Consider the following 21,954-nt stretch of genomic DNA (forward strand, 5'->3'; position numbering starts at 1 on the left):
GGCCGTCATGCGCCCCTTCCGTTTCCTCCCCTGGCTCCTCGCGGCAGTGCTGGCCCTGCTGCTGGGCACGCCGTCCACCGCCCTCGCCGCGGAGCAGCGCGCCCCGCTGGGCGGCGGGCTCACCCTGCATTCCGGCGGGGACCACCGCTGCACCACCTCCTTCGCGGCCACCGATCGCTGGCCCGGCGAGTGGTACCTGGTCGCGGGCGGCGGCTGCGGCCGGCCCGGCGACACCGTCCGCAGCGGCGAGCGGGTGGTCGGCATGGTGATCGCGGCGGAGACCGGGATCACCGTCATCCACGTCACCAACACCACCGACTGGAAGCTGGTGCCGTGGATCAGCGGGCCCGGCGGGCGGCTGACGCTCACCGGGTCGGCGGAGGCGCCGATCGGTGCCTCGGTGTGCCGCACCGGCAGCACCACCGGCTGGCACTGCGGCGTGATCCAGGCGAAGAACCAGACGATCGTCTACCCCGATGGGCGGGTGCACGGGGTGACCAGGACCAGTGTCTGCGCCGAACCGGGCGACGGCGGCGCACCGTTCGTCCACAGTGACCAGGCACAGGGCGTCCTGCTCGGCGGGTCGGGCAACTGCGCCGCCGGCGGCAGCAGCTACTTCGTTCCGGTCAACCCGGTCCTGAAGCGGTATGGGCTGATCCTGTTCACCGGCTGACCCGGTTCAGGCCGGCTGGCGCTGCCGCATCGCCTTGTGCACCAGCGCATCGCACAGGGCGAGCCAGCTGGCCTCCACAATGTTCTCGTGTACGCCGACGGTGGTCCACTCGCGCTGCCCGTCCGAGGTCTCCACCAGTACCCTGGTGACCGCGTCGGTGCCGGGATGCCCCGGCAGGATCCGCACCTTGTAGTCCGCAAGCTCCACGGTGTCCAACCAGGACAAATATGGGCTGAGTGCCTTACGCAGCGCGGCATCCAGCGCATGCACCGGACCGTTGCCCTCGGCGGTGGCGATCACCCGCTCGCCACCGGCGTGAACCTTGACGGTCGCCTCGGAGATCACCTCACCGTCGGCCCGGTGATCCAGCACCACCCGGTAGGACTCCAGCACGAACGGCGGCTCGTCCAGCACGTCCCGGTCCGGCCCCTGCACCTCCCTGCGCAGCAACAGCTCCAGCGAGGCGTCGGCCGCCTCGAAGGACCATCCCCTCGCCTCGAGACGTTTCACCTTGTCCACCGCGCTGGTCAGTGCCGTGGGCTGGCCGGCGAGGTCAACCCCGAGCTCACGTCCCTTGAGTTCGAGGCTGGCCCTGCCGGCCATTTCGGTGACCAGGACCCGCATGTCGTTGCCGACGGAGGTGGGATCGATGTGGTTGTACAACAACGGATCCACCTTGATCGCGCTCGCGTGCAGCCCCGCCTTGTGGGCGAAGGCCGACGCCCCGACGTAAGCCTGGTGGGTGTCGGGGGCGATGTTCGCGATTTCGGCAAGAGCATGGGAGACGCGGGTCAGCTCGGCGGCGCCGCCGGTCGGCAGCACCTCCATGCCGAGCTTGGTCACCAGGTTTCCCGTCACGGCGAACAGGTCGGCGTTGCCTGCCCGTTCCCCGTAACCGTTCGCGGTGCACTGGACGTGGGTCGCGCCGGCTTGCACGGCGGCGATGCTGTTCGCCACCGCGCAGGAAGTGTCGTCCTGGCAGTGGATCCCGAGCCGCAGCCCGGTACGCGCGGCGACCTCGCGCACGGTCTCGGCGAGTCGCAACGGGAGCTGCCCGCCGTTGGTGTCACACAGCACGGCGACATCGGCGCCGCCCTCGCCGGCCGCGTCCAGCACGCGCAGCGCGGTGTCCGGATCGTGGGCGTAGCCGTCGAAGAAGTGCTCGGCGTCGAGGAACACCCTGCGCCCCTCGCCGACCAGGAAGGATACGGTGTCCCGGACCATCGCGCAGGCAGTGTCCACATCGACCCGTAGCGCACGCTCGATGTGCCTGCGGTCCGATTTGGCCACCAGGGTCACCACCGGTGCCGCCGAGTCCAGCAGCGCCCGCACCTGCGCGTCCTCCGCGGCGGCGACATCGGCCTTACGGGTGGAACCGAAGGCCACCAGCACGGCGTGCTTGAGTACGAGTTCCTCAGCCGCGCGGGCGAAGAACTCGGTGTCCTTGGGCAACGCCCCCGGCCAGCCACCCTCGATGAAGCCCACGCCGAGCTCGTCGAGCAACCGGGCGACCGCGAGCTTGTCGGTCACCGAGTACGAGATCCCCTCCCGCTGCGCACCGTCGCGCAGGGTCGTGTCGTAGAGGTGGAAGTCGTCGCCGAGTGGGGTGCCTGCCGGTTCCGTGCGAGTCACGGTCTCTCCTGGGATGGGCGTGTCGGTACCAACAAAAAAACCTCCCGCGGATGCGAGAGGTCTGCGCGCCGGGTGCTCGGTCGAGCACTTACCCGGCGCGCTTGCGGATAATGATCACCGCAGAGAAAGCCATGTCGGCATCATGCCATACCCAGGACACGCTTCCAAATCGTGGTCACCCACTCCCGGATACTGACATGCCGCATCCGGTGCGGTCAGGAGGCGACCACCTGGGGATCCGGTCCACCGTGGAAGGTCGGCCGCCCCACGACAACCCGGTGGCCGGCGACCCGAGCATGAACAGCGACAGGACCAGGGCCGCGACGGCCAGTACCAGCGCGGCTCGCCGCTCCTGCCGGCCCGTCACCGCACGGCTCCCGCCGACCGGGCACCGCGTGTGGCCTCGCGGGCAATGTCGTCCTCGGCCTCGTGGTGCTGCTCGCAGCCCGTGGCGTGACCGGAGGTCTGGTACACGGTCCGGCAGTGGTAACAGGTCCGAGCCTGCCGAGTGAGCGGCGAGGTGGAGCCGTACCGCCGGTGGAAACGCATCGCGTGGGACCATTCCCTACCGTTCGACGCATACGCGACCGCCAACAGGTGACCAGACGAGGAGTCCGTGACCGACTTCGAGACCCGGCGCAAGGAGTTCGGCGCCAAGCTACGGCGCCTGCGTGAGCACCACGCCGCATCTGGTCGAGATGTCGCCAACGAGCTCGGTTGGCCACAGTCGAAGGTCTCCAAGCTGGAGACCGGCAAGCAGACGCCCGACGACTCCGACGTGATCGAGTGGTGCACGCTGCTCGATGCGTCGGAAGCGCGGGACGATCTACTCGCCGAGTTGGCTGAGCTGCGCGTTCAGCAGATCGAGTGGCGTCGCCAGCTCCGCGCTGGTCACCGCGACAAACAGACCCAACTCGACCAGCGGCAGCAACGTGCTACTCGGATCCGCGCCGTAGACATCACCTCGGTTACCGGCCTGGTCCAGACTCCCGACTACGCGCGCCGCATCTTCCGAACCCAAGCCGACCTCCTCGAGATACCGCACGACACCGAGGCCGCCGTCAAGGCACGGATGAAGCGTCAGCAGATCCTCTACGACACCGACAAGCAGATCGAGATCCTGATCAGTGAGGCAGCTCTGGCTCACATGATCACCATGCCGACCGAGCTGATCGTGCAACTCGATCGGCTGGCCACACTCATCGGCATGCCGCACGTCCGGCTCGGCATCCTGCCGCTCTACCGCCAACTGCCACACGTACCTGTGCACGGCTACTGGATCGTGGACGATTACGTCACCATCGAGAACATCACTGCCGAGGTCGAGATCGACGATCCCGAGCAGGTCGCTCTCTACCATCGGCTCACCGGCCGTCTTTGGACCGCTGCGGCTGACGGCGACGACGCACGGACGGTCCTTTCGCGCGCCGCCGAACAGCTCGCCGGCTGACCCCCACGCCGCGGCCTGGATGCTCGGTAACCTCGGCTAGCCGAGGTTACCGCTTTCCGCTGACCCAGTGCTCCGGCGCGAGCTGCTATGAGTAGGCGGTCAGGGGACGGGGCGGGTGGTGTCGTTGGAGGAGACGAGCGCGGCGAGCCGGTCGCCGATCGAGTGGGTGGCTCCCGGCGAGGACTGGTCCCTGGTGGCGAGGTCGAAGGCGACCGAGGCCTCGATCCGGCGCGCGGCCTCCTTCTGGCCGAGATGGTCCAGCAGCAGGGACATCGACAGCACCGCGGCGGTCGGGTCGGCGAGCCCCTGCCCTGCGATGTCCGGCGCGCTGCCGTGCACCGGTTCGAACATGCTCGGGTTGCGCCGGGAAATGTCCATGTTCCCGCTCGCGGCCAGCCCGATGCCACCGGTCACCGCGGCCGCGAGGTCGGTGACGATATCGCCGAACAGGTTGTCGGTGACGATCACGTCGAACCGGGCGGGATCGGTCACCAGATGGATCGTGGCGGCATCCACGTGCGAGTAGGCCACCGTCACGTCCGGGTGCTCCAGCGACACCTCCTCCACGATCCGGGACCACAGCGAACCCGCGTACTCCAGCACGTTCGTCTTGTGCAGCAGGGTCAGATGCTTGCGCGGGCGCTCCTCGGCCCGGTTGAACGCGTCGGTCACCACCCGCCGGATCCCGAAGGCCGTGTTCACGCTGACCTCGGTCGCGATCTCGTGCTCGGTGTCCTTGCGCAAGAGGCCGCCGTTGCCCGCGTACGGCCCCTCGGTGCCTTCCCGCACCACCACCATGTCGACCTCGCCCGGGTCGGCGAGCGGGCCACGAAGGCCGGGGTACAGCCGGGCGGGCCGCAGGTTCACATGGTGATCCAGCTCGAAGCGCAGGCGCAGCAGCAGCCCGCGCTCCAGAATCCCGCTCGGCACGGTCGGATCACCCACCGCGCCGAGCAGAATGGCGTCATGCTGCCGAAGTTCCCCCAGCACCGACTCGGGCAGCAGCTCGCCGGTTGAGTGCCAGCGCGCGGCACCGAGGTCGTAGTTGGTGATCTCCGCGCTCGGCACGACCTCACCGAGCACCTTGAGCGCCTCGGTGACCACTTCGGGCCCGATCCCGTCACCTGGGATCACCGCGAGCCGCATCCACACACCTCCGTTGACCGGGGGCCGGTGTCCCGACTGCCCCATCTACCACCTACAGCGTCAGTAGGTACCAATCCGACCGGAAGCAGCTGACCGGTACAGGTGGCCAGCTCAGGTCGGCTACTTCCAGTCTCCTTGGTAACTCCAGCCACGGCAGGTTACCGGCCGTCGCCAACCCACCGAAGCAGCACCACCCGTACGTCGGAGCATCCCGCAGTCCGAGACACCCATCCGTGTCATTGGGTGCCACTGTCGCTCCGCCGAACGAGGGATGCCCGGGGTGGACATCCACCCCGGGCTGATCCGATCGTTCCTGCTCAGCCGCGGCCGGTCGCCTGCACCCGCACCACCTCGGCCCGCCGGCCGGAGGCGTTGTGGTGGTTCAGGGCCAGCAGGCCGAGCACGGTGTCCTCCCGCGCGGCGTCCGCGTTGCGGTCCACCACCAGCGCGGTACCGGGCCGTGCCAGGTAGGACAGCGCCGGATCCCCGCCGCCCCGCACGGTGTAGGCGGGCGCGAGCGCGTCGACGGACACCGGCTCGCCGATGCTGTCGATCAGGTCGTGCCCAGGCGCGCTGTAGTACCCGACGGTGCCCGCGGTGTAGCTGATCCGGTGCGACTCCGCGCTCGGGTCGATGCCGAGCGCCGCGATGCGCACCGGCAGTACGACCACGTTCGTGTCGAACACGTTGGTGTCCACATCGCCGAGTTGCCCGTTCACCGGCCGCACGTCCACCGAGGGGAGGCCCGGCTTGCGCAGGTCCACCGTGTTCACCAGCAACACGTCGGTGCCCGGTACCTTGGTCACGTAGGACTCGAAGTCCGGCTTGCCGTCCCCGGTGGTGTCGATGTCCACGAACGGGATCGTGTTGCTGCCGAGATTGGCCCAGTCGCTCCAGGTGGCGAGGCCGAAGGCGAGCAGCGAACTCTCAGGGTCGCCCTGCCGCCTGGCCAGCGGGGCGGTGGAGGTGGCACCGACGTAGCGCAGGTCGCCACTCTTGGCGGTGTCGTTGATGGTGCAGTTGCGCCCGGATTGGCCCCGGCACTCCGGCAGCCGCCCGGACTTCGCCTGCAGCTCGAACACGCTGATCAGCGAGCGGTACGCCTGGCTGCCCGAACCCTGGACGACGCCGCGGCCGCCGAGGTCGAGCACGGCCTGGTTCTGCCCACCGTGGAACCGGACCTCGGACGGCGTGCTGATCGCCGAGACCGGCTTGGGCGCCGCGTACACCGGAACCCGCAGCCCGACCGTGGCCCCTTCGCGCGGTGTGAAGGCCACGTGGCCGGAGGCGTCGGCGAGGAACTGGCGCGCCAGCCCGCTCTGCTCGGTCGCCATCGTCGGGTCGATGACCTTGCGCAGCGCCGAGGGTTCGTCGATCCGCAGGGTCACCCGGACCCGCGCGACACCACGCGGGCTGAGCCGCACCGTGTCGGTGGACAGCTCGTAGCGCACCCCTGGCGGCTCGGTGACGCCCGCGTAGGACACGCCGAGGGTGACCGGGCGGACGCCCTTGTTCACCACCTTGACCGTCTTGGTCAACGAGACCGGGCCCGCCGCCTCGACCGTGCCGAAGGTGGCGCTCACCGCACCCGGGTCGTCCTGCACGTAGGCGAGAACCTCGTTCTCGAGCGCCGCGATCGCGTCGATCCGGCCGGCGCCGACCCGCTGCGGCGCGTAGGTGTCGCCCCGCGCGTCATGCAGGTCGTGCCCGGCGGTGTTGATCACCGCGGCCTTGACCTCCTCGACCGACCATTCCGGGTGCGCCTGCCGGATCAGCGCCGCGATCCCCGCCGTGTGCGGGGCGGCCATCGAGGTCCCGGACAGCACGGTGCGACCGTTGCCGCTGCCGGACAGCGCCGAGGCGATGGTGTCGCCCGGCGCGGCGACGTCCGGCTTGACGCTCGGCCCGCGCACGCCGCGCGAGGTGAACCCGCTCGGGCTGTCCACGATGGACTCGTCGTAGGTCTGCAACGCGGCCCTGCCGTGCCCGCTCAGCCGGACCTGGAGCGTGCCGGCCTCGAGTGCCGGGCGCAGGGTCCCGGTGGCCGTGCCGGTGAGCTGGAAGGCCGGGATGTCCTCGTTGCCCGCGATCCCGGCCGAGAAGTGCTCGAGGGTGGAGGACAGCAGCACACCCTCGGCGCCGGCCGCCGCGGCGTTGTCGGTGCGTGTCGAGGAACCGCAGGCCCTGGTCGAATCGTTGTCGTCCCATTCCAGCCAGGCGAACTTGCCTGCCACGGCCGCCCTGTCCGCCGCGGAGAACGGCCGGCAGCCATCCGGGTTGCCTGCCGAGAGCGCGACCACCGGCCTGGTCCGGTCCAGGTCGTCGTAGCCGGCGTAGTTCTGGCTGAACTGCCCCGGCCGCTGCCCCGCCTGCTCGGCGGGCGCGGTGACCTCGGCGGCGTCCCGCAGCACCGAGGCGTCCCTGCTGCTGGCCACGGTCAACGCCTCCGGGGTGTTACCGGGCGAGCCGCCGATATCGTAGAGGTCCCCGCCGTTGCCGCCGGAGAACACCGGCAGCACCCCGTTCGCGGCCAGCTTGCGCACGAACAGCGAGTCCGGGTCGTCCGGGGCGCCGTAGTCGCTGCCCAGCGACAGGTTCACCAGGTCGAGGTGGTCGGTGAAGTCCCCGTCGCCGTCCGGGTCCAGCGCCCAGTCGAGGGCCTGGGTGGTGACGCTGGTGGAACCGTGGCAGCCGAACACCTTGATGGCGTACAGCAGCGCCTTCGGCGCCGACCCCGGCCCGATCCGCATCTCGTCCACGTCGTCGGCGGTCAGCTCGGCGTAGTCACCGGTGAAGGTGCTGCCGTCCGCGTTCACCCCGAAACCACCCGCGGTGCCCGCCACATGCGTCCCGTGCTGCCCGCAGGAGATCGGGTTGGGGTCCGGGCGCGGGGTCGGTGAGCCCGCCTCGCCCGCGGAGTCGTAGTCGTCGCCGACCAGGTCGGTGCCGCCGACCACCTTCGCGGTCGGGAAGTAGGAGGCCTCGACCCTGGTGCGGTCGATCGCCTCGTAGGCCGCCTTGGTGCCGGGGCCGCCGAAGTCGGCGTGCGTGTAGTCGACGCCGTCGTCGATGATCCCGACCCGGATGCCCTCGCCGAAGCGACCGGTCTGCTGCCAGGCGTTCAGCGTCCTGGTCAGCTGGGTCGCCCCGCTGTTGGTCCGCTTCTTGGGCACGACGGTCCGCACCGAGACCACATCGGCGCGCTGGGCGATCCGCCTGAGCTCGGCCGCGTCCGCGGTCACCACCGCGCCGGGTACGGCGTTGACGGTCTCGGTGACCAGCTCGGTCGCGCCGTCCAGCGAGCGCAACTGCCCGAGCACGGCGTCCACCGCCCCCGCGGTCTCCCGCCGGGCCGCCCGCGCGGCCCGCTTCGCCTGCTCCTTGCCCGCGCCCCGTGCCCGTTCGGTGTTGAACGCGTCCACCGCGGGCCGCTTGGCCAATTCGACGAAGGCCGTCGTCCGGCCCCGTGCCGCCGCCAGTCGCGGGGAGAGCGTGCCCTGCAGGCCCGCCACCGCGCTCCCGGTGGGTGGGACGGCGTCGGCCAACGGCTGATCCTGCTGCGCGGACGCACTCGGCACCCCGGCGAGGGCGGTCGTCAGGACGGCCGCGAGGACCGCCGCTGACGACCGCGTGACCCACGCGGGTACGCGAATCCGACTCATGAGTTCGTGCCCTTACCCGAGGCGCCCTCAGAACCCGCACACGCGCTCCCGACCAGCCCCGACGGTGCGCGCATCGCCTGGCGCCGTGCCCTCGACGGCGCCGTGGTTCCGCCTCGCGGGCACGAACCTAGCTGCGGATGCTTACTACTTTGGTAGCCGCGCCGGATCAGCGTTACTCGAATGTGACCGCACGGATCGTGCGGGCACCGACGGCCGAGCCGGTCGATTCCAGCACGTGGGAGTCGACCCCGCGGTCCACCCGCAGCAGCATGACCGCGTCGGAGCGGTCCGTGGTCTGGCTGATCTGCGCGGCCTCGATGTTGATCCCGGCCTCGCCGAGCAGGGTGCCGACCCGGCCCATGATCCCAGGGCGGTCCGGGTACTCCAGCAGCAGCATGTTGCCCTTGGCACGCAGGTCGAAGTGCCGCCCGTTCACCTCGACCAGCTTCTCCACCTCGTCCTTGCCGGTGACCGTCCCGGAGACCGAGATGGTGGTGCCGTCGGCGTGCACCGCGCGCACGGTCACCAGGCTGCGGTGGTTCGGGCTCTCCGTCTCGGTGGTGATGTCCACCCCGACGCCGAGCTCCTCGGCCAGCCGCGGCGCGTTCACGAAGGTCACCGGGTCCTCGACCACGGTGGAGAACACCCCACGCAGCGCGGCCAGCGACAGCACGCTGACGTCCTCGCCGGACAGTTCGCCGCGTACCACCACGGTGACCGAGGCAGGCGGGTTGGAGCTCAGCGCGGACACCACGGTGCCCAGTTTCTGGGTGAGCTGCAGGAACGGCCGGACCTCCTCGCCGACCGGGCCGCCCGCGACGTTCACCGCGTCCGGCACGAAGTCGCCGCGCAGGGCGAGCACCACGGAGCGGGCCACGTCGGTGCCGGCCCGGTCCTGCGCCTCCGTGGTCGAGGCGCCCAGGTGCGGGGTGGCCACCACGTTCGGCAGCTCGAACAGCGGGCTGGCGGTGGTGGGCTCGGTGACGAACACGTCCACCCCCGCACCGCCGACCTGGCCGCTGCGCACCGCGTCCGCGAGCGCCTCCTCGTCGACCAGCCCGCCCCTGGCCGCGTTCACGATGATCACGCCCTGCTTGGTCTTGGCCAGCGCCTCGGCGTCGATCAGGCCGGTGGTCTCCGGGGTCTTCGGCAGGTGGATGGAGATCATGTCGGACCGCCGCAGCAACTCGTCCAGGCTGACCAGCTCGATGCCGAGCTGCGACGCGCGCTGGGCCGAGGCGTAGGGGTCGTAGGCGATCAGCTCGGTGCCGAAGGCGGCGAGCCGCTGCCCGACCAGCTGGCCGATCTTGCCGAGCCCGACGATGCCGACGGTCTTGCCGTTCAGCTCGACCCCGGTGTACGAGCTGCGCTTCCACTCGCCGCCACGCAGGCTCTGGTCGGCGGCCGGGACCCGGCGGGCGACCGCGAGCAGCAGGGCGACGGCGTGCTCGGCCGCCGAGACGATGTTCGAGGTCGGCGCGTTGACCACCAGCACGCCGCGGTCGGTGGCGGCGGGTACCTCGACGTTGTCCAGCCCTACCCCGGCCCTGGCGACCACCTTGAGGACGGGCGCGGCGGCGAGCACCTCGGCGTCCACCTTGGTCGCCGAGCGGACCAGCAGGGCGTCCGCCTCCTGCACAGCGTCCAGCAGCGCGGGCCGGTCGGTGCCGTCCACGTGCCTGACCTCGACCTCGTCACCGAGCGCACTCACCACGGATGGGGCGAGCTTCTCGGCGAGTAGGACGACTGGCTGGCTGGGCTTGCTCACGATGCGGCTCCCAATGCTCGACTTCTGATTCCTTGCTCAGGATGCGGGCGCCCTCAGGTGCGACGGAGATCGAGTGACCGTGGTCAGCCGCCGGTGCCTTGCCTGACGTGGTACACCCACCTGCGCTGACCGGTCACGACGCTGTGCCCGGATGCGGCGCAGTGTAGTCCGGACGGCGGCGGGTCGGGGGTACGGCCATTGACTTGATCGCAACTCGCAACGAACGCGGGCCCGCCGAAAAGTAGTTGAATATTTGAACGTCCTGTCCGTTTCATGCCAGCTTCCGCTGCTCCGAGCGATTTGTATGGGTCAGGTGAACGACACAACGTACTTCCCGAACAAGCAGGCTGTGGTGCTGGACGACCGGCTCGACGGAAAGGTGGCACTGGTCACCGGTGGCAGCAGGGGTATCGGCGCCGCGGTGGCCATCCGCCTCGCCACGGCCGGAGCCGATGTCGTGCTGACCTACCAGCACAGCGTGGACCAGGCCGAGAACGTGGTGGCCGAGGTCAAGGCCGCGGGCCGGCGCGGGTTGGCCATCCAGGCGGACAGTGCCGACGCGACCGAGGCGGTCTCCGCCGTGGAGCGGGCCGTCGCCGAGTTCGGCCGGCTGGACGTGCTGGTCAACAACGCCGGGGCGGCATACTTCGGCACGGTCGAGGACATCCCGGTGGCGGACGTCGACCGGGTGCTGGCGGTGAACGTGCGCGGGCCGTTCCTCGCCGCGCAGGCGGCCGCCCGGCACCTACCCGCGGGCGGCCGGATCATCAACATCGGCAGTTGCGCCGCCGAGCGCGGCGCGTTGCCGGGGCTGACGCTGTACGGGATGAGCAAGGCCGCCGTCGCCGGGCTGACCAGGACCCTCGCGCGGGAACTCGGGCCGCGCGGTATCACGGTGAACACGGTGCACCCCGGGCCGATCGACACCGATATGAACCCGGCGGACGGGCCTGCGGGCGACGCGAACCGGCAGTTCGTGGCGCTCGGCGGTTACGGGCAGGCGGTGGATGTGGCGGCCACCGTGGCGCATCTTGCCGGCGAGAGCGGCCGCTACATCACCGGCGCCGGGCTGGCCGTGGACGGCGGGTTCGCCGCCTGAGCTACGCCGCGCACCCAGCGTGACCGGCACCCATATGCCCTGAACGGCACTTTCGAGACGCTGAACGTCTCAAACGCCACGTTCGCGGCGTTGAACGTCCTGATCGTGCCGTTCAGGGCTCTGCAGGGGCGACGGGGAACAACGGCTCACCAGGGTTCGTCGAACTCGCCGTCCTTGACGCCGGCGACGAAGGCATCCCATTCGGCCGGGGTGAAGACCAGGATGACGCCGTCGGGCTGCGAGGACTGTCGCATGGCCACGTAGGTCACGCCGTCGGTATGCGGCACGAAGGCGTACTCCACGGCGTCCTCGAGGGTCTCGCCCTCCGGCTCGGCGCGCTGCCACTCCGCCTTGCTGAGGTCCAGCTCGTCCCGGATGTGGGCCTTGTCGTCGACCGGATCGGACTGTTGCTCACTCATGTACGCAACGTTATCCCGTGCCGGGGTGGTCACCGCAGGCGACCACCCCGGCACGCCGGTCACGCGGTCTCGGTGATCGGGCGGTCCACCCAGGACATCAGCCCGCGCAGCCTGGAACCGACCTCCTCGATCGGGTGCTCCTGGCCCCTCGTGCGCAGCGCGGTGAAGTTGGGCCTGCCGTTCTCGTCCTCGGCCACCCACTCCTTGGCGAAGCTGCCGTCCTGGATCTCGCCGAGGATCTTCTTCATCTCCGCCTTGGTCTGCTCGGTGACCACCCGCGGGCCGCGGGTCAGGTCGCCGTACTCGGCCGTGTCGCTGCAGGAGTAGCGCTGCCTGGCGATCCCGCCCTCGTAGATGAGGTCCACGATCAGCTTGAGCTCGTGCAGCACCTCGAAGTAGGCGATCTCCGGCTGGTACCCGGCCTCGACCAGGGTCTCGAACCCGGCCTGGATGAGGTGCGAGGTGCCGCCGCACAGCACCGCCTGCTCGCCGAAGAGGTCGGTCTCGGTCTCCTCGGTGAAGGTGGTCTTGATGGTGCCGGCCCGGGTGCCGCCGATGCCCTTGGAGTAGGCGAGGCCGAGCGCGAGCGCGTTGCCGGAGGCGTCCTGCTCCACCGCGACCAGGTTGGGTACGCCCTTGCCGTCCACGAACTGCCTGCGCACCAGGTGCCCTGGCCCCTTCGGGGCGACCAGCACCAGGTCCACGCCCTGCGGCGGGGTGATGTAGCCGTACCGGACGTTGAAGCCGTGGCTGAAGAACAGCGCGTCGCCCGGCTTCAGGTTCGGCTCGATGTCGTTCGCGTACACGGTCCGCTGCACCGTGTCCGGGGCCTGGATCGAGATCAGGTCGGCCTCGGCCGCCGCCTCGGCCGGGGTGACCACGCGCAGGCCCTCCTCCTCGGCCTTCGCGCGGGACTTCGAGCCCTCGGGGAGTCCGATGCGGACGTCGACGCCGGAGTCGCGCAGGCTCAGCGCGTGTGCGTGCCCCTGGCTGCCGTAGCCGACAACGGCCACCTTGCGTGCCTGGATCAGGCCGAGGTCGGCGTCGTCATCGTAAAAGGTTTCGGCTGGCATGAGGGTTTCTGACTTCCTTTCGGTTTTTGTCTGTGGCTGTGCTTCAGCGCGTTCCGGTCGCCGTGATGGACCGGGCACCCCGGCCGACCGCGACCATGCCGGACTGCACAAGTTCCCGGACCCCATACGGTTCGAGCATGCGCAACAGGGCGTTGATCTTGTCGCCGGTGCCGGTGGCCTCGATGGTCAACGCCTCCGGCGAGACGTCCACCACCTTGGCACGGAACAGCTGCACGGTCTCCAGCACCTGGCTGCGCACGGTGGCGTCCGCCCTGACCTTGACCAGCAGCAGTTCGCGTTGCACCGCGGTGCTCGGATCGAGCTCCACGATCTTGATGACGTTGACCAGCTTGTTGAGCTGTTTGGTCACCTGCTCGAGCGGTAGCTCGTCCACGGCGACCACGATCGTCATCCTGGACACCTCCGGGTTCTCCGTGGGTCCGACGGCGAGGGACTCGATATTGAAGCCGCGCCGGGAGAAGAGTCCCGAGACGCGGGCGAGCACCCCTGGCACGTTCTCCACCAGGACGCTCAACGTGTGTGTGGACATCAGATCTCATCCTCGTCGAACAGCGGGCGGATCCCGCGGGCGGCCATGATCTCGTCGTTGCCGGTGCCGGCGGCGACCATCGGCCACACCTGCGCGTCCTCGCCGACCACGAAGTCGATCACCACGGGCCGGTCGTTGATCGCCATCGCCCGCTCGATCACGGTGTCGACCTCGTCCTTGGTCTCGCAACGCAGGCCGGCGCAGCCCAGCGACTCGGCCAGCAGCGTGAAGTCCGGGATGCGGTGCTTGTGTGTGCCGAGATCGGTGTTGGAGTAGCGCTCGGCATAGAACAGGTTCTGCCACTGACGGACCATGCCGAGGTTGCCGTTGTTGATCACCGCGACCTTGATCGGGGCACCCTCGATGGCGCAGGTGGCCAGTTCCTGGTTCGTCATCTGGAAACAGCCGTCCCCGTCGATGGCCCAGACCTGCTTGTCCGGCTGGCCGAACTGCGCACCCATCGCGGCAGGCACCGCGAAGCCCATCGTGCCCAGGCCGCCGGAGTTGATCCAGGTGCCCGGCCGCTCGTAGCCGATGAACTGCGCCGCCCACATCTGGTGCTGCCCGACGCCCGCGGTGTACACCGCGTCGGTGCCGGCCAACCTGCCGATCCGCTCGATCACGTACTGCGGGGACAGCGCGCCGTCCGGAGGCCACTCGTAGCCCGCGGGGAAAGTGTCCCGCCAGGAGTCGAGCTGGGTCCACCAGGCCGCGAGGTCCGGTTCCCCCGACTGCTCGGTCTCCTGCCGCACGGCGGTGGTCAGCTCCGCGATGATCTCCGCGCAGTCCCCGACGATCGGCACGTCCGCCTTGCGGTTCTTGGAGATCTCCGCCGGGTCGATATCGGCGTGCACCACGGTGGCGTCCGGCGCGAAGGAGGACAGTTGCCCGGTCACCCGGTCGTCGAACCGGGTGCCCAGCGCGATCAGCAGGTCGGAACGCTGCATCGCCGCGACCGCGGCCACCGAGCCGTGCATCCCCGGCATGCCGAGGTGCTGGGAATGCGAGTCGGGGAACGCACCGCGGGCCATCAGCGTGGTGACCACCGGGATCCCGGTGGCCTCGGCGAGCTCGCGCAGCTGCGCGGTGGCCTGCGCCTTGAGCACGCCGCCGCCGACATAGAGCACGGGCCTGCGGGAGCCGGCGATCAGCCGCGCCGCCTCCCGGACCTGCTTGCCGTGCGGGCGCAGGGTCGGCCGGTAGCCGGGCAGGTGCATCTCCGCGGGCCAGACGAAGGACGTGGTCTCCTGCAGCACGTCCTTGGGGATGTCCACCAGCACCGGCCCCGGCCTGCCACTGGACGCGAGGTGGAACGCCTCGGCGATCACCCTCGGGATATCGGCGGGGTTGGTGACCAGGTAGTTGTGCTTGGTGATCGGCATGGTGATGCCGCAGATGTCCGCTTCCTGGAACGCGTCCGTGCCGATCAGCGCCCTGGTCTGCTGGCCGGTGATCGCGACCAGCGGCACCGAGTCCATGTTCGCGTCCGCCAGCGGGGTGACCAGGTTCGTCGCACCCGGTCCCGAAGTCGCCATGCACACGCCGACCTTGCCGGTGGCCTGCGCGTAGCCGGTCGCCGCGTGCCCAGCCCCCTGCTCGTGCCGGACCAGGACGTGCCGGACCTTCGTGGAGTCGAGCAACGGGTCGTAGGCGGGCAGGATGGTGCCACCCGGAATACCGAAGACCACTTCGGCCCCTACCGCCTCGAGTGAGCGCACGAGCGACTGCGCACCGGTCACCCGGACAGGGGTGCCTGCGGGCGGCGCCGGTTTCGGGCGTGCTCCTTGGCCGGGCTGCGCTGGACTCGGCGTGGGTGTCCCACTCGCCGGTGCCTGCCCGGCGTTCTTATCCGATCGCGAGGTGGCGCTTGTCATCGGTTCTGCCTCGTGGAGTGTAGGTGCCTGGGGCGATTTCTTCGGTTATTCACTCGTTCGGGTGGCGGAGGTCTGGACATCAAAAAACCCTCGCCGACCGAAAGGTCGCACGAGGGTCGCGCGTCGACGCAGAGGCTGCTTCCCTAAGCGTCGACGCGCCTGGGAAGTACGATACCGATCTGCGAGGTCACGGCTCAGACGTTAATCGGCCGCCGTCCGCGGTGTCAACTCTGCGGGACCAGCCTTCCGCATGCTGGAACGCCGGTGCGCTGCCGGTGTCTTGTTCAAGGGTCGGGTTATTCAGGTCCGCGGCGCGCGTCACCAATGCCGTGAACTGCAACGACCGCTCGCACGGGCCTGGCGGCCCGCGGTCGCCGGGTCGTTCTGAACAGCCCTCCCGGACCCGCGTTCGTCCGCCCGAGCCGCGCGGTGCACCATCAAAGGGTGGCGAAAAATGCACGGCAGGAAGCGACGACGACCGGCAGGAAGGCGATCCTGCGCGTTCCGGGGATCGCGACGCTCGCCGTGGCGCTGCTCACCGTGTGTGTGACGCCCGCCGCATTCGCCCTGCCCGGGCTGCAGGCCCTCTACCTGGTGCCGATCGCGCTGTTCGTCTGGATCCTGCGCACCCGCACGGTCGCGGACGCGCGTGGACTCACCGTGCGGACGGTGTTCGGCACGCGGGAACTGCCCTGGTCGCGGCTGAAAGGGCTGAGCCTGACCAAGCGCGGGAAGGTGCGCGCGGTGACCACCGACGGCGAGGAAGTCGCGCTGCCGACCGTGCGCACCCGGCACCTTCCGGTGCTGTCCCTGGTCAGTGAGGGCCGCGTGGGTGATCCCACCGGGCTGACCGAGGACATGGACACCACGAGCGAGTCCCCGTCCGCCGGACAGGAGTAGCCTCGATCCCGGCCGCCGTGCGCGCGCTGCCCACCAGGTAGCCGCCACCAGCCGCCCGCCACAGCCCGGCGGCACCCGGCACACCTGTTTCCCTCTCGCCCCGCGACCCGCGCCGGTTCGCCGAGCTGTACTGGAGGAGCCTTGCCCGCGCTGCGCTCCCGCACCACCACCCACGGCCGCAATGCCGCAGGGGCCCGTTCCCTGTGGCGGGCCACCGGCATGACCGATGACGACTTCGGCAAGCCGATCGTGGCGATCGCCAACTCCTACACCCAGTTCGTGCCGGGGCACGTGCACCTCAAGGATCTCGGCGGGATCGTCGCCGAGGCCGTTGCCGAAGCCGGTGGAGTGGCCAGGGAGTTCCACACCATCGCGGTGGACGACGGGATCGCCATGGGGCACAGCGGCATGCTGTACTCGCTGCCCTCGCGGGAGGTCATCGCGGACTCGGTGGAGTACATGGTGAACGCGCACCAGGCCGACGCGCTGGTGTGCATCTCCAACTGCGACAAGATCACCCCGGGCATGCTGAACGCGGCGATGCGGCTGAACGTCCCGGTGGTGTTCGTCTCCGGCGGTCCGATGGAGGCGGGCAAGGCCGTGGTGGTCGACGGGGTGGCGCAGGCGCCGACGGACCTGATCACCGCGATCTCCGCCTCGGCCAGCCCGGCCGTTGACGACGAGGGCCTGTCCGTCGTGGAGCGTTCCGCCTGCCCGACCTGTGGCTCCTGCTCCGGGATGTTCACCGCGAACTCGATGAACTGCCTCACCGAGGCGCTCGGCCTCTCCCTGCCGGGCAACGGGTCCACGTTGGCCACGCATGCCGCGCGGCGGGAACTGTTCACCGGCGCCGGCCGCACGGTGGTCGAGCTGTGCCGGCGCTACTACGCCGAGGACGACGAGAGCGTGCTGCCCCGCGCGATCGCGAGCAAGGAGGCTTTCGAGAACGCGATGGCGCTGGACATGGCGATGGGTGGCTCCACGAACACCGTGCTGCACATTCTCGCCGCCGCGCAGGAGGGCGAGATCGACTTCACCCTCGCCGACATCGACGCGATCGGCAGGCGGGTGCCCTGCCTTTCCAAGGTGGCGCCGAACTCCGACTACCACATGGAGGACGTGCACCGGGCCGGCGGCATCCCGGCGATCCTCGGCGAGCTGTACCGGGGCGGCCTGCTGAATCCCGGCGTGCGCGCCGTGCACGCCGGGAGCTTGGACGAATGGTTGTCCACATGGGACATCCGCGCCGCCGGTCCTTCCGCAGAGGCGGTGGAGCTGTTCCACGCCGCGCCCGGCGGGGTGCGCACCACCGAGGCGTTCTCCACCTCGAACCGGTGGTCCGATCTTGACCTCGACGCCGAGGGCGGGTGCGTCAGGGACATCGCGCACGCCTACACCGCCGACGGCGGGCTCGCGGTACTGCGCGGCAACCTCGCGGAGAACGGGGCCGTGATCAAATCGGCCGGGATCGAGGAGTCACTCTGGCGGTTCCAGGGACCGGCGCGGGTGCTGGAGAGCCAGGAGGAGGCCGTCTCGGCGATCCTCGGCAAGCAGGTCCGGCCCGGCGAGGTGCTGGTGGTGCGCTACGAGGGTCCCTCGGGCGGACCGGGGATGCAGGAGATGCTGCATCCCACGGCGTTCCTCAAGGGCTCGGGGCTTGGCAAGCGGTGCGCCCTGATCACCGACGGGCGGTTCTCCGGTGGCTCCTCCGGGATCTCGGTGGGGCACATCGCACCGGAGGCCGCGGCGGGCGGCTCGATCGGGCTGGTGGAGAACGGTGACCAGATCCTGATCGACGTCCGCGAGCGCAGGCTGGAGTTGCTGGTGGAGCCGGACGTCCTGGCCGAGCGCCGGGCCAAGATGGAGGCGGGCGAACGCCCCTGGCAGCCCACCGAACGGAACCGCCCGGTCAGCGCCGCCCTGCGCGCCTACGCCCACCTGGCCACCTCGGCCGACACCGGCGCCGTCCGCCGCCTCCCCTAGCCGGTTCAGGGTTCAGCGGGCGAGGACGATGACGACGACCGAGGCCGCCGCCGCGATCAGCACGCCGAGGATCGCGAACGGCATCGGCTTCCGCCGCCACGGGGTGTTCTTGTCCAGCGCGACCCGGCCGGAACCGGTGAACAGCAAAGCCAGCGCGACGGTGCCGAGCACGAGCTCGTACTCGAAGCCGCCATTACTCATGGAAAGGCCGTTGTCGAACTTGACGAACACGATGTTCGCCATCACACCGAGAACGGCCGAGGCGCCGATCCAGGTGAACAGCCCAAGCGCGAGCAGGAGGCCGCCGCCGAACTCGGCCAGCGCGGTGAGCCAGGACAGCAGGGTCGTCTGGCTGGTGTAGCCCATCCCGCCGAGTGCGTCGGCGAAACCGCCGATGCCCGGGCCGTCGAAGACGCCGAACAGTTTCTGCGCGCCGTGTACCGCCATCGTGCCGCCGACGACCACGCGCAGCAGCAGCAGGCCAAGGTCGAGGCCGCCGTGCCAGCGGGTGGAGTCGTCGACCTGACCGCCGGTGTTGTCGGTGCCGTCGCCGACCCCGGACAGCAGGCTGGTCTGCTCCGAGGCGAGGCCGCTGTCGCTCGGCCCCGATCCGGATCCGGTGGATATCTGGGTGGTCTTGTACTCATCGTCCTGAGTGCTCACGCGCGCAGAGTAGGGCATTCGCGGCCGGCAGGCGCGCTGAGCGGGCGCCGGACCCGACAGGTGTCCTCACCAGGACAGTTCCTCGCAGCGCCGGGCGGATTCCCGCGGTTCCACCTGCAGGGTGGCATGCTCGATGGAGTAACCGTTTGATAACAGATCCTGGGCCGCGACCAGGACGTCGGAGGACTCCGCGTCCCGCTCGATCGTGAGGTGCGCCGAAGCCACCTCCATGCCGGAGGTCAGGGTCCAGACATGCAGGTCGTGTACGTCGATCACCCCGGGCACCGCGGCCAGCTCCGCGCTGATCTTGGCAACGTCCACCCCCTGCGGCGCATGCTGGAACAGGATTCGCAGCGCGCGCCGGGCCAGCACGTAGGTCCGCGGGAGCACGAAGAAGCCGATCGCGACACCGATGATCGGGTCGGCGTAGCGCCAACCGGTCAGCAGGGTGATGGCACCGCTGAGCAGCACCCCGAAGGACCCGATCAGGTCGGCGAGCACCTCGAGGTAGGCGCCCCGGACGTTCAGGCTCTCCTTGGCGCCGGAGCGCAGCAGGAGGAAGGAGGCGAGGTTCGCGACGAGGCCGGCGGTGGCCACGAGCAGCACCGGGAGGCCGGGGACCGCGGGCGGGCTGCCGATCCGCTCGATCGCCTCGTAGAGCACGTACCCGGCGACACCGAACAGCAGGACGGCGTTACCGAGCGCGGCCAGCACCTCGGCGCGGTACATGCCGAAGGTGCGGGTGAAGGTGGGGCCGCTGCGGCGGGCGAGCAGGATCGCGACCAGCGCCATACCGACGCCGAAGACGTCGGTGAACATGTGCGCACCGTCGGAGATCAACGCGAGCGAGCCGGTGACGAACCCGACCACCAGTTCGAGCACCATGAAACTCGCGCCGATGCCCAACGCGAGAGCGAGCTTGCCGACATAGCGCCCGGAGGCACTGCCATCCGCGGGCAGTTGTCCGTGCCCGTGGCCATGGCCCATCGAGGTCCCTCCTGTCACTCAGTGATCAACCTCGTCGCCGAACATATAGCGACATACGCATAAGTGCAATACAGGTGAGCCTAACCTCTCGAGGTCAGCCTAGGCTGCTCCGAATGGCGGCCCAACCCCCGAAAGGACTTTCCCAGCCTGCGGAGGGCCCAACCACACGAGTAGCGTCGCCCGCATGGACGTGGCCATCGTCGGATCGGGACCGAATGGCCTGGCCGCGGCGGTGCTGATGGCCCGCGCCGGGCTGTCCGTACGGGTGTTCGAGGCCGCCGACCGGCTGGGGGGCGGCCTCCGGTCGATGCCGCTGTTCGACGGCGAGGTGGTGCACGATGTCTGCTCGGCCGTTCACCCGATGGCGGTAGCCGCACCGTTCTTCCGCCGGTTCGACCTCGAGGCCCGCGGCGTCGAGCTGCCGAGCCCGGCGGTCAGCTACGCCCATCCGCTCGATGGCGGCGCCGGTATCGCCTACCGCGACCTGGAGGAGACCTGCGAGCGGCTCGGCCAGGACGGTGCCCGGTGGCGACGGCTGATGGCGCCGCTGGCCCGGCGCAGCACCCAGTTGATCGACTTCTTCTTCTCCGACCAGCGCAGGCTGCCCCGTGACCCGGTCGCCACGCTGCTGCTCGGCCTGCGCACCCTGCAACACGGCACTGCCCTGTCCCGGCACGCCTTCTGCGGCAGGCAGGCACCCGCGCTGCTCGCCGGGGTCGCGGCGCATTCGGTGGGCAGGTTGCCGAGCCTGCCGGGCGGCGCCGTGTCGCTGCTGCTCGGGCACCTCGCGCACACCTGCGGCTGGCCCGTACCCCGTGGCGGGAGCCAGCGCATCGCGGACGCGATGGTGGCGGACATCGAGCGGCACGGCGGCACCCTGCACCCCGGCACGCCGGTGACCGAGCTCGCCGAACTGGGCCGGGCCCGAGCGGTCCTGCTGGACGTGAGCCCCAGCGTGTTCGTCCGGATCGCCGGCCGGTTGCTCCCGCCGCACTACCGGCGACAGCTGGCCACGTTTCGCTACGGCCCGGCCGCGGCCAAGGTGGACTTCCTGGTCTCCGAACCCATCCCCTGGGCCGACCCCGCGGTCGGCCAAGCGGGCACGGTGCACCTCGGCGGCGAGCAGGCCGAGGTCTTCGCCACCGAAACCGGCGTGTCCAGGGGGCGGTACCCGGACGAGCCGTTCGTCCTGCTCGCCCAGCCCGCGGTGGCCGACCCCGGGCGCGCGCGGGAGGGCAAGTGGCCGGTGTGGGCCTACTGCCACCTGCCGAACGGCGACCCCACCGACCCGACGGACCTGATCCAGGCCCGGATCGAACGGTTCGCCCCCGGCTTCGGCGACACCGTGCTCGCCCGCCACGGCGTCCCCGCCCCCGCGATGGAGGCCTACAACCCGAACTACGTCGGCGGCGACATCGGCGCGGGCGCGGTGAACCTGCGGCAGACCTTCCTGCGGCCGACCCCCCGGTGGGACCCGCACAGCACTCCGCTCGGCGGCGTCTACCTGTGTTCGGCTTCCACCCCACCCGGCCCCGGCGTGCACGGCATGTCCGGGTACTTCGCGGCCGTCTCCGCCCTGCGCCGCGAGTTCGGCATCCGTGACCTGCCCGAACTCGGCCCGGCGCGTTGACTCCCCCGGTGCGGGATCGGCTTGAGGGCGTGCGCTAGGCTTGTCGGGTCGCCCAGCGATGGGCCCTCGTAGCTCAGGGGATAGAGCACTGCCCTCCGGAGGCAGGTGTCGCAGGTTCGAATCCTGCCGAGGGCGCATTTTATGCTCACCATAATGCCTGACCTGCGGAAACGTCCCGTTTTGCGGCACAAGAGGTTAAGGCAATGCACGAACCTTACGTAGGGTCACTGCCTCCACCCCTCAATAGCCACGCGCTTAGCCATGAGCGAGCGCTCTCGGTGGCGAAGGCCGAGCCGCGGCGTCAGTGAACGTGACGGTCATCAGGTCACGTCACGGGCTCGGGCGGTCAGCTCGACCCTGTGCGGATCAGGCGGTCCCGTCGACTTCGCTGTCGCAGCACCTCGGCGTTCGTGCTCAGGGGGCACCACCGCGAGGCGGGTCATGC

At 70.1% G+C, this 21,954-nt stretch carries 16 protein-coding genes and 1 tRNA gene; 7 read left to right on the top strand and 10 right to left on the bottom strand.

All coding sequences use genetic code 11. The features are described from left to right. Positions 1-7: 7 nt before the first annotated feature. A complete protein-coding gene (locus FB471_RS10640; protein WP_141997376.1) occupies positions 8-673 on the top strand; it encodes a S1 family peptidase in 666 nt (221 codons plus the stop codon). 6 nt (positions 674-679) lie between these two features. On the opposite strand, the gene cimA is transcribed toward FB471_RS10640, so the two are convergent. Beyond that, positions 680-2,305, bottom strand: coding sequence for a citramalate synthase (gene cimA / locus FB471_RS10645; protein WP_141997378.1), 1,626 nt, complete (start codon positions 2,303-2,305; stop codon positions 680-682). A gap of 616 nt (positions 2,306-2,921) precedes the next feature. Between cimA and FB471_RS10650 the strand changes: the two genes are divergently transcribed. Continuing rightward, complete coding sequence (locus FB471_RS10650; protein WP_141997381.1) at positions 2,922-3,755, top strand: helix-turn-helix domain-containing protein; 834 nt, start codon at positions 2,922-2,924, stop codon at positions 3,753-3,755. 99 nt (positions 3,756-3,854) lie between these two features. Here FB471_RS10650 and FB471_RS10655 read toward each other — a convergent pair whose 3' ends face one another. The 3 genes from FB471_RS10655 to serA form a co-directional block, all read right to left on the bottom strand. Beyond that, entirely contained in the window at positions 3,855-4,901 is a 1,047-nt protein-coding gene (locus tag FB471_RS10655; protein ID WP_141997382.1) for a 3-isopropylmalate dehydrogenase, read from the bottom strand. A gap of 317 nt (positions 4,902-5,218) precedes the next feature. Beyond that, positions 5,219-8,563: a S8 family peptidase gene (locus tag FB471_RS10660; RefSeq protein WP_141997384.1), complete on the bottom strand. Its 3,345-nt coding sequence runs from the start codon at positions 8,561-8,563 to the stop codon at positions 5,219-5,221. Between the two features lie 172 nt (positions 8,564-8,735). Beyond that, positions 8,736-10,331, bottom strand: a complete 1,596-nt coding sequence (gene serA, locus FB471_RS10665) for a phosphoglycerate dehydrogenase (RefSeq protein WP_141997386.1) — start codon at positions 10,329-10,331, stop codon at positions 8,736-8,738. 313 nt (positions 10,332-10,644) lie between these two features. Between serA and FB471_RS10670 the strand changes: the two genes are divergently transcribed. Beyond that, positions 10,645-11,430 carry an SDR family NAD(P)-dependent oxidoreductase gene (locus tag FB471_RS10670; protein ID WP_246076339.1) on the top strand — a complete coding sequence of 262 codons (786 nt, stop codon included), beginning with the start codon at positions 10,645-10,647 and terminating at the stop codon, positions 11,428-11,430. A gap of 146 nt (positions 11,431-11,576) precedes the next feature. Here the strand turns inward: FB471_RS10670 and FB471_RS10675 are convergent, their stop codons facing one another. From FB471_RS10675 to FB471_RS10690, 4 genes are read right to left on the bottom strand one after another with little or no spacing between them, the layout of a single operon-like run. Further along, on the bottom strand, positions 11,577-11,849 hold the full coding sequence (locus FB471_RS10675) for a DUF397 domain-containing protein (RefSeq protein ID WP_141997388.1): 273 nt from the start codon (positions 11,847-11,849) through the stop codon (positions 11,577-11,579). Positions 11,850-11,908: 59 nt separating this feature from the next. Continuing rightward, a complete protein-coding gene (gene ilvC, locus FB471_RS10680; protein ID WP_141997390.1) occupies positions 11,909-12,922 on the bottom strand; it encodes a ketol-acid reductoisomerase in 1,014 nt (337 codons plus the stop codon). A gap of 43 nt (positions 12,923-12,965) precedes the next feature. Further along, positions 12,966-13,472 carry an acetolactate synthase small subunit gene (gene ilvN, locus FB471_RS10685; RefSeq protein WP_141997392.1) on the bottom strand — a complete coding sequence of 169 codons (507 nt, stop codon included), beginning with the start codon at positions 13,470-13,472 and terminating at the stop codon, positions 12,966-12,968. Then, positions 13,472-15,346, bottom strand: a complete 1,875-nt coding sequence (locus FB471_RS10690; RefSeq protein WP_141997394.1) for an acetolactate synthase large subunit — start codon at positions 15,344-15,346, stop codon at positions 13,472-13,474. The genes ilvN and FB471_RS10690 overlap by 1 nt, the downstream gene beginning before the upstream one ends. 444 nt (positions 15,347-15,790) lie before the next feature. On the opposite strand from FB471_RS10690, the gene FB471_RS10695 reads away from it, so the two are divergent. After that, on the top strand, positions 15,791-16,246 hold the full coding sequence (locus FB471_RS10695; protein ID WP_141997396.1) for a PH domain-containing protein: 456 nt from the start codon (positions 15,791-15,793) through the stop codon (positions 16,244-16,246). Between the two features lie 141 nt (positions 16,247-16,387). After that, positions 16,388-18,229 (top strand): dihydroxy-acid dehydratase, encoded by a 1,842-nt coding sequence (gene ilvD, locus FB471_RS10700; RefSeq protein WP_141997398.1) that lies wholly within the window; start codon positions 16,388-16,390, stop codon positions 18,227-18,229. A 12-nt stretch (positions 18,230-18,241) separates the two neighbouring features. Here ilvD and FB471_RS10705 read toward each other — a convergent pair whose 3' ends face one another. Both FB471_RS10705 and FB471_RS10710 read right to left on the bottom strand, forming a co-directional pair. Further along, on the bottom strand, positions 18,242-18,892 hold the full coding sequence (locus FB471_RS10705; RefSeq protein ID WP_246076340.1) for a DoxX family protein: 651 nt from the start codon (positions 18,890-18,892) through the stop codon (positions 18,242-18,244). Positions 18,893-18,958: 66 nt separating this feature from the next. Next, positions 18,959-19,879, bottom strand: coding sequence for a cation diffusion facilitator family transporter (locus FB471_RS10710; RefSeq protein WP_141997402.1), 921 nt, complete (start codon positions 19,877-19,879; stop codon positions 18,959-18,961). Between the two features lie 184 nt (positions 19,880-20,063). On the opposite strand from FB471_RS10710, the gene FB471_RS10715 reads away from it, so the two are divergent. Then, positions 20,064-21,509, top strand: a complete 1,446-nt coding sequence (locus FB471_RS10715; protein ID WP_141997404.1) for a phytoene desaturase family protein — start codon at positions 20,064-20,066, stop codon at positions 21,507-21,509. A gap of 62 nt (positions 21,510-21,571) precedes the next feature. Continuing rightward, positions 21,572-21,644: transfer RNA gene (locus FB471_RS10720), tRNA-Arg, on the top strand. Positions 21,645-21,954 lie beyond the last annotated feature (310 nt).

This window comes from Amycolatopsis cihanbeyliensis (assembly GCF_006715045.1).
GTDB lineage: Bacteria > Actinomycetota > Actinomycetes > Mycobacteriales > Pseudonocardiaceae > Amycolatopsis > Amycolatopsis cihanbeyliensis.

What these genes read in the sequence shown, in the direction of transcription:
- FB471_RS10640 (WP_141997376.1), top strand. Translation starts at nt 8, where the DNA reads ATGCGCCCCTTCCGTTTCCTCCCCTGGCTCCTCGCGGCAGTGCTGGCC.
- FB471_RS10655 (WP_141997382.1), bottom strand. Translation starts at nt 4,901, where the DNA reads ATGCGGCTCGCGGTGATCCCAGGTGACGGGATCGGGCCCGAAGTGGTC.
- FB471_RS10660 (WP_141997384.1), bottom strand. Translation starts at nt 8,563, where the DNA reads ATGAGTCGGATTCGCGTACCCGCGTGGGTCACGCGGTCGTCAGCGGCG.
- FB471_RS10675 (WP_141997388.1), bottom strand. Translation starts at nt 11,849, where the DNA reads ATGAGTGAGCAACAGTCCGATCCGGTCGACGACAAGGCCCACATCCGG.
- ilvC (WP_141997390.1), bottom strand. Translation starts at nt 12,922, where the DNA reads ATGCCAGCCGAAACCTTTTACGATGACGACGCCGACCTCGGCCTGATC.
- ilvN (WP_141997392.1), bottom strand. Translation starts at nt 13,472, where the DNA reads ATGTCCACACACACGTTGAGCGTCCTGGTGGAGAACGTGCCAGGGGTG.
- FB471_RS10690 (WP_141997394.1), bottom strand. Translation starts at nt 15,346, where the DNA reads ATGACAAGCGCCACCTCGCGATCGGATAAGAACGCCGGGCAGGCACCG.
- FB471_RS10710 (WP_141997402.1), bottom strand. Translation starts at nt 19,879, where the DNA reads ATGGGCCATGGCCACGGGCACGGACAACTGCCCGCGGATGGCAGTGCC.
- FB471_RS10715 (WP_141997404.1), top strand. Translation starts at nt 20,064, where the DNA reads ATGGACGTGGCCATCGTCGGATCGGGACCGAATGGCCTGGCCGCGGCG.